The sequence below is a fragment of the Spirosoma liriopis genome, assembly GCF_023196085.1.
GTDB lineage: Bacteria > Bacteroidota > Bacteroidia > Cytophagales > Spirosomataceae > Spirosoma > Spirosoma oryzicola.
Genome location: NZ_JALPRF010000002.1, coordinates 1,622,076 through 1,635,816, shown reverse-complemented (window position 1 = coordinate 1,635,816; position 13,741 = coordinate 1,622,076). Strand labels below are relative to the sequence as shown.

The 13,741-nt window shown below is 50.8% G+C and carries 10 protein-coding genes and 1 pseudogene; 8 read left to right on the top strand and 3 right to left on the bottom strand.

Annotation, left to right across the window (positions count from 1 at the left end; genetic code table 11):
- Positions 1-115 precede the first annotated feature (115 nt).
- Positions 116-646, bottom strand: coding sequence for a GNAT family N-acetyltransferase (locus M0L20_RS15755; RefSeq protein ID WP_248477890.1), 531 nt, complete (start codon positions 644-646; stop codon positions 116-118).
- Positions 647-731: 85 nt separating this feature from the next.
- On the opposite strand from M0L20_RS15755, the gene M0L20_RS15750 reads away from it, so the two are divergent.
- From M0L20_RS15750 to M0L20_RS15715, 8 genes and pseudogenes are all read left to right on the top strand, one after another.
- Positions 732-1,331, top strand: a complete 600-nt coding sequence (locus M0L20_RS15750; RefSeq protein WP_248477889.1) for a Maf family protein — start codon at positions 732-734, stop codon at positions 1,329-1,331.
- 118 nt (positions 1,332-1,449) lie between these two features.
- Positions 1,450-3,009: an alpha-amylase family glycosyl hydrolase gene (locus tag M0L20_RS15745; RefSeq protein WP_248477887.1), complete on the top strand. Its 1,560-nt coding sequence runs from the start codon at positions 1,450-1,452 to the stop codon at positions 3,007-3,009.
- Between the two features lie 52 nt (positions 3,010-3,061).
- Positions 3,062-3,286, top strand: a pseudogene (locus M0L20_RS15740) (DUF433 domain-containing protein).
- Positions 3,287-3,605: 319 nt separating this feature from the next.
- Positions 3,606-4,538: a M20/M25/M40 family metallo-hydrolase gene (locus M0L20_RS15735; RefSeq protein WP_248477885.1), complete on the top strand. Its 933-nt coding sequence runs from the start codon at positions 3,606-3,608 to the stop codon at positions 4,536-4,538.
- 34 nt (positions 4,539-4,572) lie between these two features.
- Entirely contained in the window at positions 4,573-5,997 is a 1,425-nt protein-coding gene (locus M0L20_RS15730; protein WP_248477883.1) for an arylsulfatase, read from the top strand.
- 73 nt (positions 5,998-6,070) lie between these two features.
- A complete protein-coding gene (locus M0L20_RS15725) occupies positions 6,071-6,994 on the top strand; it encodes an aspartate carbamoyltransferase catalytic subunit (RefSeq protein ID WP_248477882.1) in 924 nt (307 codons plus the stop codon).
- Positions 6,995-7,456: 462 nt separating this feature from the next.
- A complete protein-coding gene (locus tag M0L20_RS15720) occupies positions 7,457-9,796 on the top strand; it encodes a TonB-dependent siderophore receptor (RefSeq protein ID WP_248477881.1) in 2,340 nt (779 codons plus the stop codon).
- Positions 9,797-10,026: 230 nt separating this feature from the next.
- Positions 10,027-11,133, top strand: a complete 1,107-nt coding sequence (locus M0L20_RS15715) for a vWA domain-containing protein (RefSeq protein WP_232561865.1) — start codon at positions 10,027-10,029, stop codon at positions 11,131-11,133.
- A 115-nt stretch (positions 11,134-11,248) separates the two neighbouring features.
- Here the strand turns inward: M0L20_RS15715 and M0L20_RS15710 are convergent, their stop codons facing one another.
- Complete coding sequence (locus M0L20_RS15710; protein ID WP_232561864.1) at positions 11,249-12,172, bottom strand: AEC family transporter; 924 nt, start codon at positions 12,170-12,172, stop codon at positions 11,249-11,251.
- On the bottom strand, positions 12,144-13,679 hold the full coding sequence (locus M0L20_RS15705) for an FAD/NAD(P)-binding protein (RefSeq protein WP_248477880.1): 1,536 nt from the start codon (positions 13,677-13,679) through the stop codon (positions 12,144-12,146). The genes M0L20_RS15710 and M0L20_RS15705 overlap by 29 nt, the downstream gene beginning before the upstream one ends.
- Positions 13,680-13,741 lie beyond the last annotated feature (62 nt).

Genomic DNA, 13,741 nt, shown 5'->3' with positions numbered 1-13,741 from the left:
TTTTAGTTAGAGCGTAAAAACTTCCGTTCGTTTAGGCGGTTCAAAAATTATTTTCTTTCTGACTCATAGCCTTTTCGCCAGGTCAGCTATTGTAGCTCTTGAGCAATTCCCGAAGCTATAACTGTTTTTTGAGCCAAAAATCCCGCTGCCGCTCGGACCCAAACTGAAAATAGTGGTACCCAAAGCGCTCGAACCCATTTTTTTGGTAAAAGGCAAGTGCGCGTTCATTCCGCTCCCAAACACCGAGCCAGACGACGGTGTAACCAGCACTACGCGCCCAGTCTAAACAGTGTTGCATAAGCAGGCGACCCTGCCCCTGCCCTATCTGATGCTGCAACAAATAAATTCGCTGTATTTCAATGGCTTTATCCGTTTCGCCAAGCGACTGCGCTAACCGACGCGGTGCCCGATGCCGACGTAACTTCGCGTAACCAACGGGTATCTGTTCATCATTTTCGATGATGAAGAACGTTGAACGTGGGTCGGCCAGTTCAGCTTCCAGGATGGGCTCAGTGATGGCCGTTTCAATGTACTCCTCAACAAGCTGAGCCGGATTGTGAGGGGGCCCGAAAGCTTCGCGTATGGTCGTTGCCGCTAACGGCACGAGTGTTGGCGCATCGGCACCAGTAGCAGGACGAATTCTCAAGAGACTAGTGATTTATAGGTTATTCTGTATGTTTTACGAATATAGCCCGAAATTTGTCCGTCAATAGTACATAACCGACCTATACATGTTCCTCTTACGTTACCCGCTCGTGTTGGCATCCGGATCGCCCCGCCGGAAACAACTCATGAACGACGCCGGATTTCAGTTTACAATTGAGACGCGTCCCACCGACGAGATTTTTCCTGACACGATGCCCGTCAATGAAGTGGCCGAATATCTCGCCCGTCAGAAAGCGGAACAGTTTATGCCGGACTTAGGGCAGCGCATTGTTCTCTGCGCCGACACGGTTGTTATTTTGGACAACCAGATCATGAATAAGCCCCAGGACGAAGCTGACGCCCGCCGAATGCTGCGGGCGCTATCGGGACGAACCCACCGCGTCCGGACCGGCGTTGCCCTCCTGACTCCGTCCGTTGATTCGACCGAGCCAATCGTACATTCCTTTACCGATGAAACAACTGTTCGGTTTGTCACGCTGACCGATGCAGAAATCTCATACTATATCCACGAGTGTAAACCCTTCGACAAAGCGGGTTCTTACGGCGCGCAGGACTTTATCGGTTTAGTTGGTATCGACCAGTTAGAAGGCTCATTTTACACGGTAATGGGTTTGCCAACGCACCGGGTTTATCAGGCGCTGAAGCCTTACGCCATCAACGTGTAAAGAACTAATCATTGCTTTAGCTGTATTAGCTACTCGGCAAAACCGGTCAAGATAGACACAAAGATAAACTCATCCGTTCGTTTCTCCGTTCACCAAAAGGATAGCTACATTTTCCTGAATGCACACAAATAATGCCACGCCATCAGCGGTAGGCTCACGCTTTACAGCTGATGCGTCTTCTCCTTCGGTCGGCCAGACGGGGGTTCACTACGAAATTTTTGTCCGTTCCTTTGCCGACTCCAACGGCGATGGCATCGGCGACCTGAACGGGGTTACCAGCAAACTTGATTACCTGAAAGACCTTGGCGTATCGACGATCTGGCTCATGCCGATCAGCCCGTCGCCAACGTATCATAAGTACGATGTGACGGATTACTATGGCATTGATCCGGAGTATGGAACGATGGACGATTTTAAGCGGCTCGTTACCGAAGCGCACCAGCGGGGTATTGGCGTTATTATCGACCTGGTTCTCCACCACACCAGCATCAAACATCCGTGGTTTGAGGAAGCCTCAAAGGGGCCTGATAACCCGTACTGGAACTACTATAAATGGCTTCGCCCTGACGAGATCAAACGGCGTAAGCTGGCAACCCGCGACATTACGGCCGATTCGGGCGAACGAAACCCCTGGCACGCAGTTCGTGGAGCAGCCTACCCCGAACGATATTACGGTATGTTCTGGAGCGGTATGCCCGACCTGAATTTCGACTATCAGCCGGTACGGGACGAAGTTTTTAAGATTGTTCGCTACTGGCTCAACGACATTGGCGTAGACGGTTTCCGGCTCGACGCGGCACGTCATTTATACCGCGAGTTTGAAGAACCTAAAAATCATGAGTTTTGGGCACAATTCGGGCAGGTAGTCGAAGCGGCTAAGCCCGGTGCCTATACCGTCGGCGAAGTCTGGACCCGCCCCGAACACATTGCGCCTTATTTCCGGGGGTTGAAAGCCAATTTCAATTTCGACCTTCAATTGATGATCGCGGAGATCGTTCGGAAAGAAAATGACACCGAAGACTTGGTGGAGTATCTTTCATATGTCCACGCCACCTTCCGAACGGTTAACCCTCAATTTATTGATGCCTTACTCCTGTCAAACCATGACCAGAACCGGATTGGCAGTCTGCTTCATGGAAATATTGATCAATTGAAAGTAGCGGCCAATCTCTTGCTGACGTTGCCCGGCCTTCCCTATCTGTATTATGGCGAAGAAATCGGGATGTTGGGTATGAAGCCGGATGAGTTTATACGGGAACCGTTTTTGTGGGACATTCGGGAACGGGACAAACAACGGACGCGCTGGCGTCGGGGTCGCTACAGCACCAGCCAGACGATTCAGCCACTGGCTCAGCAACAGTCGGACCCGAACTCGCTTTTCAACCACTACCAACGCCTGATCCACTACCGGAATAACCATCCCGTTCTGAATAACAACCTGAGCCTGTTGAGCCAGTCAGGTATCCGCCAGAAGGGCGTTGTCGCATTCATCCGGCAAAATGGCTCAGACGGTCAGCGTGTACTGGTTGTTCATAACCTGACCAAAAAATCGATTGATGTCGTCTTCTCGCCAACGGAAGAATGGTGTACAGCCATCGTTTTTGAAGGCGCAGCGGGTAGCTCGCTCAACAGTGACCGCCTGACCGTACCTGCTTACAGTTGTGTCGTGTTGAAATAGAGCAAATTGCGAATACTATTCTCTGTCTTACTTTTACATAAACATAGAGAGTATGCTAACCCGAATCACCATTGACCCAACTATATGCCACGGCAAACCCACGATTCGTGGGTCACGGCTGTAAGTCACGACAATTCTAGAATTGTTAGCCAGCGGAATGACATAATCTGAAATCATAGCTGATTATCCAGGTCTGGAAGCGGATGATATTCAAGAATGTTTAAACTATGCCGTTCGACTAGCGCACTTTAATACCCTTCCTATAGAGACTGTCTAAGAATTTATTTTTGTACCATTTTTGTCATCCCGAGGAACGAGGGATCTTCGGAAATAGTATAAAGTACCGGTTCGCAAAGATCCCTCGTTCCTCGGGATGACAAAAAACACTCACTTCGATCCTTCAGGAAAAAATTTAGACAGCTTGTTAGCAGCATGAATTTTTTAGTGAATGAACAACTGCCCCATCTACTGGCCGATTGGCTAAAAGACAAAGATTAATCAACTGACAATGAAAGTCTGGTTTTAGATTAGCCGTATGTATTGTCTTTGGTAGCGTAAGTGGTTAGTATCTTTGGGCTTTTCGTCTAAAGTATTTTATGCAAAACCGCTTTCTCTTTTTCTTGGTTTTTTTAGCTGGCCCCCTTTTTGGGCAGACGCCATCCGCCAAACGGATTGCTCAACACATCGACAAACTCGCTTCCGATAAGATGCAGGGCCGGGGTACAGGCAGCCCCGAAAATGCTAAAGCAGCCGCGTACATCGCCAAACAGTTTCGCAAGTACAAACTATTACCATTGGGCACCGATGGCTATTACCAGCCGTTTACGGCAAAAATCAGACGGGTAGTCGTTGCTGACAGTTTACCAAAAGCCGCCAATATGATTGGTTTTCTGGACAACGGCGCACCGTACACCATTGTCATCGGCGCTCACTATGATCACCTCGGCTTGGGTCGGCAGGGTAGTTCACTGGAGACGCAACCCGAAGGAAAGATTCATAACGGAGCCGATGATAATGCGTCGGGTGTGGCTGGTTTGCTGGAGTTAGCACAGTATTTCGCCAAAAACAACGTCAAAGAGCCATACAATTTCTTATTTATGGCCTTTGGTGCTGAAGAGCTAGGCTTGCAGGGCTCCAGATACTTTCTCAATAATCCGACATTGCCGTTGGAGAAAATGAATTTTATGATCTGTATGGACATGATTGGCCGCTACAATCCTGAGCGGGGCGTTGGCATTGGTGGTTACGGAACGAGCGATGCCTGGCCGACTGTGTTCAAGGGTGTCGAAAGTACAATCAAGTTTTTCACGGATCGTCCCGGCAATGGGGGTTCCGACAACGCGGCTTTTTACGCCAAACAGATTCCGGTGCTGTTCTTTCACACGGGCGGCCACCCCGACTACCACAAACCCTCCGACGACCCCGACAAGATCAACAGCAAAGCGGAAGAAGCAATTCTCCAGCTTGAAATAAAGATTCTGGAAAACGCCATGCAGCAGCCGAAAATGAATTTCACGGCGGTAAAATAACCTCCGCGAATACCGAAACAGTAACCAGCAGCCTATGAAAACCTTTCTTCTCTGCCTTTCCGTTAGTCTTTCTTTTATTCTTGTCAACTACGCTCAAACACCTAGCCGCCCCAACATCGTCGTTATTCTGGCGGATGATCTGGGGTACGGCGACATTGGCGTTAATGGACAGAAACGAATCAAGACACCTAATATTGATCGGCTGGCCAAGGAAGGAATGCAGTTCACTCAGTTTTACGCGGGTACATCCGTCTGTGCCCCGTCGCGCTCATCACTTATGACGGGGCAGCATACGGGCCATACGTACATACGGGGGAACAAAGAAGTAAAGCCCGAGGGCCAGCAACCCATCGCTGATTCGGTCGTTACCATGGCTGAACTGTTAAAAAAAGCGGGCTATACCACGGCGGCATTCGGCAAATGGGGATTAGGCCCCGTCGGTTCGGAGGGCGACCCAACCCGACAAGGGTTCGACCAGTTTTACGGTTACAACTGTCAGGCGCTGGCCCACCGTTATTATCCCGATCATCTTTGGAACAATGGCCAGAAAGTGGTTCTGAATGGCAATCAGGACCTGAAACAAGCCCGCGACTATGCGCCGGATCTTATTCAGAAACAGGCGCTTCAGTTTCTAAACGAACAGACGGGCAAACAACCGTTCTTTCTGTTTCTGCCTTACACCCTCCCTCATGCCGAACTGCTCGTCCCCGACGACAGTCTGTTTGCGCAGTACAAAGGAAAATTCGATGAGAAACCGTTCAACGGAGCCGACTATGGACCCGACGCCAAAACGGGTGGGTACACTTCGCAGGCCTATCCACGGGCTACGTTTGCCGCTATGGTAGCCCGGCTCGACCTGTATGTCGGTCAGTTGATGGCTTCGTTGAAAGCAAAAGGACTGGACCAGAACACGCTGGTCATTTTTACCAGCGACAACGGCCCACATACGGAAGGAGGAGCCGATCCTCAATTTTTCAACAGTGGTGGTGGCTTTCGGGGTGTCAAACGGGATTTGTACGAAGGGGGTATCCGGGAGCCTTTCCTCGCTTGCTGGCCCGGCGTCATCAACCCGGGATCGAAAAGCGATTACATGGGCGCATTCTGGGATCTGTTTCCCACTTTTGCCGAACTGGCAGGAGCCAAATCAACTACTCCAATTGATGGTCTATCCTTTGTTTCGTCGCTGACGGGCCGAGGAACGCAGCAAAAACACGATTATCTGTATTGGGAATTTCACGAAGGAGGTGGCAAACAGGCTATCCGTCAGGGCAAATGGAAAGCGGTTCGGCTACAGGTTGTCCAGAATCCGAAGGGGCTAGTCGAGCTTTATGACTTGTCAAATGACCCTGGCGAAACCAAAAACCTAGCGGCCCAATACCCCGACAAAGCGGACGAACTGGGCCGATTGATGACCAGTTCGCACGTTGAGTCCACGCTCTTTCCCCTGGTAAAACAATGAAAAAATAGCCTTCTATGACTTGTTCCGTGGAGCAGACCACTATCTTTGCCCAATTTATAGTTTTACTGCTTCCATGGCCCAATCTCTCAGCGTCCGCCATCTGGTGGGCATTAAAGACCTGACCGAATCTGACATTCAGCTCATTCTGGAAACGGCCGGGCAGTTCAAAGAAGTCATCAACCGCCCGATTAAGAAGGTTCCCTCGTTACGTGATGTGACCATCGCCAACGTTTTCTTCGAGAATTCGACCCGTACCCGACTGTCGTTTGAACTAGCCGAAAAGCGATTGTCGGCGGATGTCGTTAATTTTTCGGCGTCGGGCAGCTCGGTGAAGAAGGGCGAAACCTTACTGGATACGGTCAACAACATTCTGGCGATGAAAGTGGATATGGTCGTGATGCGGCACAGCAGCCCCGGCGCTCCTCACTACCTGACCAAGCACATCAACGCCAATGTCGTCAACGCGGGCGACGGCACCCACGAACACCCGACCCAGGCGTTGCTGGATTCCTTTTCCATTCGCGAAAAGCTCGGCGACGTAGCTGGTAAGCGCATTGCCATCATCGGCGACATTACCCACTCGCGGGTAGCGCTGTCCAATATTTTCTGTTTGCAGAAACAAGGAGCCGAGGTGATGGTGTGTGGCCCCAAAACGCTTATTCCAAAACACATCGAAGCCCTTGGGGTGAAAGTCGGGCATGACGTTCGGGCGGCCCTGGCCTGGTGCGATGTGGCGAACGTGCTTCGCATTCAGCTGGAACGCCAGCAAATCAAATACTTCCCGTCGTTACGCGAGTATTCGCTGTACTTCGGCATTTCCAAACAAATGCTCGACGAACTCGATCGGCCTATCGTTCTGATGCACCCTGGCCCCGTCAACCGGGGTGTCGAACTAACCTCCGATGCTGCCGACTCGTCGCATTCCATCATTCTGGACCAGGTAGAAAACGGTGTTGCGGTTCGTATGGCGGTGCTTTATTTACTGGCCCAATTGTAGAAACGTTTGATAATAGTTCGCTGATTGACGCCCATGCGGGCTGGAAGAGCAGTGTCGGTGGGACCGTGGTGTCGGTTTCTCAAAACCGACACTCGGCGGTAGCAATCCGTGTCAGTTTTGAGAAACCGACACCACATGGCGGTCCCGCTGACTCCACAACTTTGTCCGCTTTGGTAGCTGATCCGGCATCTACTTTGACTACGTCAAAGGCGTAAGCACGAATTGATAAGTAAGTATAATCCTTACCTGACGGGCGGGTTGATTTTGGGCAAATACCCGAAATCAACTCGCCCGTCGTCATTGTAGCCGTTTTTTTGAGGCTTTCTCGGTAGGACTAAGTTGTATAAAAGAATGTCCGACAAGAAATATACTCAATTATTTTATTTATACGTGGTCTAAATAAGAACTAATATGTACTTTTGCAGCCGTTAACCAAATTCAGTCAAGATGAGCAAATTATATATGTACGTTCTACTACTGTGTCTTAGTAGTAGTGTTGCCTTTGCGCAAACGGGTGGCCTTCGCGGTAAGATTACTTCTTCCGAAGGCAATCCAGTCGAATCGGTTACCGTACAGTTGAAAGGAACTCGTTACGGTGCCATGTCTACGGCGGAGGGTACCTATGAGCTAAAAAACATTAAAGCAGGCGACTATACGCTTCAAATTTCACTGATTGGCCTGGAAACTCGGGAACAGGCTGTAAGCGTGCAAGCAGGGCAGGTTACCGATGTCCCAACCGTTATGCTCAACGAAAGTGCCAACCAGTTGCAGGAAGTTATGGTGATGGCCGGACGGGGCAAGTACACCGACCCGAACGTTTCTTCGTCGCTACGGCTGACGGCTCCCATTCTTGAAATTCCGCAGAATATTCAGGTTATCACCAATAAGGTGCTATCGGATCAGCTGGTTACCAGCATGAGCGATGGCGTTATTCGCAACGTTAGCGGAGCGACCCGGCTCGAACATTGGGGCGATATGTATTCGCGGGTAAACGCGCGGGGTGGTCGTTTGTCAGCGTTTCGGAACGGCATGAACATCACCTCAACCTGGGGTCCGCTAACGGAAGACATGAGCTTTGTCGATCACATTGAGTTTGTGAAAGGTCCCGCCGGTTTTATGATGTCGAATGGCGACCCAACCGGTATTTACAACGTCGTGACCAAACGGCCAACAGGTGTTACCAAAGGTGAAGCCAGCCTTATTCTGGGCAGTTACGATTTCTACCGGGCTTCGATTGATCTGGACGGCAAGCTCAGTTCGGATGGTCGTTTGTTGTACCGCTTCAACGCGATGGGGCAAACCAAAAACTCGTTCCGCCCGTACGAATACAACAACCGCTACAGCGTTGCTCCCGTTATCAGCTACCGCCTAAGCGACCGGACAACACTGACGACCGAATACATTTATCAGTATTCAAAAATGTCGAACGTGGGTAGTTACTATGCGTTCGATACGCGTGGCTATGCGAAGCTCCCCCGCGATTTTACGCTTGCCGAACGCGGTCTGGAACCCACTACTATCAACGATCATAACCTGACCATTAACCTTCAGCACCAGATCGATCCCAACTGGAAAATAACGGCTCAGGGCTCGTACTTCAATTACCAGCAGATGGGTAGTTCGATGTGGGTAAACTCGGTGAGCGCGAATGGCGACGTCATCCGAAACGTAAGCATCTGGGACGCGTCGTCTGTTATGAAATTTGGTCAGCTATACTTGAACGGAACGGCGCAGACGGGCGGTATTCAGCACCGCATCCTGACAGGTCTGGATTTAGGCAGCAAAGAGTACCTCGCCGACTGGGGACAGTCCTTCAATCTAGACACAGCGGGTTCGTTCAACATCTACCGGGCTACGCGAGGAGCACCTGTGCTCCCCATTAGCAACTTTGACCGGAGCAAGAGTTTAGCCCAGCGGGCGGGCGGTGTGCTGACGCAGTCGTATACCGGCTTCTACGCACAAGACGAATTGGGCTTTCTTAATAATCGCCTTCGCCTGACGTTGGCGGGTCGTTTTACCGACGTAACGAATAATTCGTACGGTACCATCACCAAAGGAAAACGCTTTACGCCCCGGGTGGGCCTGAGTGTTTCGATTGATCCACAAACATCGGTTTATGCCCTTTACGATCAGTCCTTTGTCCCGCAGACCGGTATCCGGCGCGACGGTGGCGAGGTGAAACCCGTTACCGGCAACAACCAGGAGATCGGCCTGAAACGCGATTGGTTCGGCGGTCGCTGGAATACGACATTGGCGTTGTACAGCATCCTGCAAAACAACCAGAACTCGGCTGATCCCAGCAATACGGCTAGCGAGCAGTTTGTTATCCAGTTCGGCCAAACCAAAACGCAGGGTATTGAATTCGATTTGCGGGGCGAAATTGTAAGCGGTCTGAACCTGGTTGCCAACTACGCCTTGACGGATTCAAAGATTTCACGTTCGGCTACCGAGTCTCTGGTCGGCAACAAAGTGCCAGGCTACGCGAAGCACAACGCCAATGCCTGGTTGAGCTACCGGGTTCAGCAGGGTGTATTGAAAGGGGTTGGAGCTTCTCTGGGTTTCAACTACCAGGGTGAGCGCACAACCTGGGCCTGGACTGGGGCAACGGGACAGCTGGCACTACCCGATTACTTCAAACTCGACGGTGGGTTGTTCTGGGAACAGGATCGGTTCCGGGTCACGGCTAACGTCTTCAACCTGACCGACGCTTATCTGTATTCCGGTTCGCCCTACCTGACCTTCTACTACTATCAGGCTGAGCCGGGCCGTAACTCACGCGTTGGCATCAGCTACCGGTTCTAAACCATTTTAATTCGTTAGCGGACAATCCCCGCCATTGACTGATCGTTAGCATTGGTCGATGGCGGGGATTTTTGCATACCAGCTATCCATTAACGACACGCCTATTTTGCCCATACGCTGACTCATTTTAGCCAGCCGAACAAATCCGTTACCCATACTGTTCTCAAAGAAAGATTTTACGTAACTAGCACCTCACGCATTTACAGTTCGCTCAATCACTCATTGGCTATATGAAAGGCTTTCAATTTTCTGACTACGTCCCCCCCGAACAAAAAGACGGCAATAAGTTCGATCAGCTCCTTAACATCTTCCAGCAACTGCTCCTGCTGACCTCCGGCGATGTAGAGCAGGCGATGTCCTGGATGAGCCAGCTTGACCGGCAGTACGGCCTGACCGACGACAAATACGGCATCGGTAACTTTTTCGACGATCTGAAAGAAAAAGGGTATCTGACCGAAGACAACGAGGAAGGCAAAATCGTGATGACGCCTAAAAGCGAACAGACGATCCGACGGTCGGCACTCGATGAGATTTTCGGTAAACTCAAGCGGTCGAAATCAGGAGGCAACCACAATACGCCTTACTCGGGCTCGGGTGATGAATTGAGCAGTGATCTACGGACCTACCAGTTTGGCGATACGTTGGAACAGATCTCGATGACCGAATCCATCAAAAACGCGCAGATCAACAGCGGTGTCGATGATTTCCGCCTGATGGAGCGCGACCTGGAGGTAACGGAGAAAGAGCAGAAAACGCAGACGTCAACGGTACTGATGATCGACATCAGCCACTCGATGATTCTGTACGGCGAGGACCGCATCACGCCCGCTAAGAAAGTAGCCCTGGCACTGGTCGAGCTGATCAAACAGAAATACCCGAAAGACACGCTCGACATTGTGGTGTTTGGGAACGATGCATGGCAGATTCAGGCGAAGGAATTACCGTATCTAGAAGTTGGTCCTTACCACACCAACACCGTGGCCGGGCTTGAACTGGCAATGGACTTGCTGCGTCGACGCAAAAACAAGAACAAGCAGATCTTTATGATCACCGACGGAAAACCGACCTGTCTGAAAGAAGGGATTAAGTATTACAAAAACTCGTTCGGGCTTGATCGCAAGGTAGTGAGCAAAACCTTGACGTTAGCCGCTCAATGCCGTCGATTAGAGATTCCCATTACCACGTTCATGATTGCTTCGGACCCGTATCTGAAACAGTTCGTGCAAGAGTTTACGAAGGTGAATAACGGGCGCGCTTACTACAGTGGCTTGCAGGGATTAGGCAATATGATGTTCGAGGATTTCCAGCGGAACCGCCGGAAGAATATTAAAGGTTAGCAGAGGTATTGGGTATAGTTTTTGTCATGGCGTCGGGCCGGGTGGCCGAAGCCATGACAAAAACTATACCCAACTTGTGAGAGGTAGGTTACGAAAAGAAATAATCTAACTCTACTCACGACTGAAATAGTAACAGACAAGTTGCCGGAACGAGGAACAACGAGATAATGGACGAGAATGTCACCAGAATAGACGCGTTTTCCGTTTCGGAATCGATAAAGGTGGCAAACACGACGAGATTGGCGGCAATCGGGAACGACGCCATTAACAGGATCAATTTCTGGTCGTCACCTTCCAGTTTACCCAGCACGATAGACTCAAGCCAGACCAGTGCTCCAAGGATCACGGCAGCGGCCACGTAGCGTACAGCCATGATCTTACTGAACAGGCTATAATCAACCTTTTTCACATCAACGGCGGTGAGTGTGACACCGATAATGGTCATGCCGAGGGCTGAGAGCGTCCAACTGGCTCCTTTCATTACCGGTTCCAGTGATTCGGGCATTGTAAACCCGTACGCATTGGCAATAATAGCTGCCACCAGCGCGTAGATAGCCGGAATCTTCAGGACATTTTTGACTGAATCGCCGACGCCCATGTCTTTGCTACGGGATATAAGGTAATAGCCCACGGTATCACCGTACAGCACATTTCCCATGTACGCACTGATGATCAGCGGCATTTTTTCCTCTCCGAACAAAGCCATTACGACTGGAATACCAAACCAGCCGATGTTGAAGTACGAAAACGAGCAACGCAGCAAGTCCTGATTGATATCCCCCCCCAACCGCCGACCGGCCAGTTGAGCGGGAATGTTCATAAGAGCCGCCAATAGAAAGATAATGCCCATAGCCGTTGCCAACTGGGCGGGTTCGGCTTTCAGGATGTTATCAAAGATGACCAGCGGAATCAGCACGTAAAGCAACAGGCTCGAAATGGGCTTACTTTTGAGACCAAGCCACCGACTGGCGACGTACCCAAGTATGATAAAACCGTACAAGGGTACGACACTAGTAAGCAACTCGCTCAGTACGTTCATGTTGGATTCGTTTGATAATCGATTGGGTTAGCGGGTCAATGCGGGCCACATTGAACCAAACGGAGTTTGTATCGAACAATTCGCCGACCAGCAGATGGCCGATTCCATAGGCGGGCGCATCGCCCATGTTTGGCACGTAGAGCTGCATGGTATTGACGTCGGCCTGTACGCCACCCGCTTCGCAAGGAACCAACTGGTTCTTCTTAAGCAGTCGTTCCAAAACCGGAACAAGCATTTTTTCTGCTTTTGTAGCCGGACCAGTTGCGTTGATTACGTAGTCGGCTTCATCGGTGAATCCTTTTTCCGTCGTCATCGTGAAACGCCGGGTTTTGTCATCCCATGTCACTTCGTCCGAATACGCCGTAACCGTCACCTGACCCGAAGCCAGCAGATCGCGGAGTTTGTACGCGTTCTGGAGAGGGATAGCGTGACGGTTGATGTCCGAATAAGGCTTAAGCCACTTGGAGAAGCGGATTCGTTCATCCTGCGGCAGCAGTTGCCAGATCGCAAACGAACTATAGCGAGTTGAATACAGAATATTCTGAAAGATGCTGTCGCCCTGAAGTGCCTGTTCAATGTCTTCGTTCAACAGGTCGAGTTGGGACTTCCCGATCCGGCGGCACTGCTTCCAGTCCAGCGGTCCTTTTATTTGCTCAACCTCAGCCCGAAACAAGCGAAACAGATCGCTGGCACGTAGCGCCCGCTTCTGCTCCCGGATGATTCGCCGAACGTTGCCGATGGTCAGCTCCTTCCGGTCGAAGGGTTTTTCTTCCGGTGACTGTACGCGGGGTATCAATCCGTCTTTCGAGTATAATTTGATGGGTCCCCGGTGGCCGTTGTTGACCAATGTTATGATCGCATCAATGGCGGTCAGACTGGCTCCCAGTACGCAAACCGACGCGTCTTTATCAGTAATCGTGTCCAGAATACGACCGGCGGGCCAGGGCGAATCCAGGTAATTGGGCGACGATTCCAGGTCGTTAAAGGTGTTGGACTTGGGCGTTCCTGTCGCCAGTACCAGCACATCAGCCTCAATAATTTGTCCTGATTCGAGCGTAACGGTAGCACCCTCTTCAGTAATTGCTGCGTCGACGGCCAGTTCGTGGTACAGATTGACCGTCATGCCATGCTGCCGGGCCAGTTCAACGTACTCCTCAAACGTCTCTTTAAGATAAATGCCGTAAAGTTCGCGGGGCGGGTAACTGTGCTCGTCGGTAGCAATGTCGGGGTATTCGGCATCGATCAATTCGCGATGGCTAGCCATCCATTCGACGAAGTGGTTCTGCTCCTGGGCGAAGATGCCCATCAATCCCGCTGATGTGTTGAGCAAATGTCCTTTCTGGCCTGTGCCATAGGCTAACCCCGGTCCTATTTCATCTCGTTTTTCAATGAGCGCAAATGATACGGGTTCCGATTCGGGCGTTACGATCAATTTCAATACGAGGTGAATAAACGTAGCCGTTCCACAGGCACCTCCTCCTACAATAGCAATCCTTTGCTGGTCCATCTGGGTAAAGAAGCAGGGCTTATTCAGTTCATCTGGTTGGTAACACCCCTGCTTCTTTAACC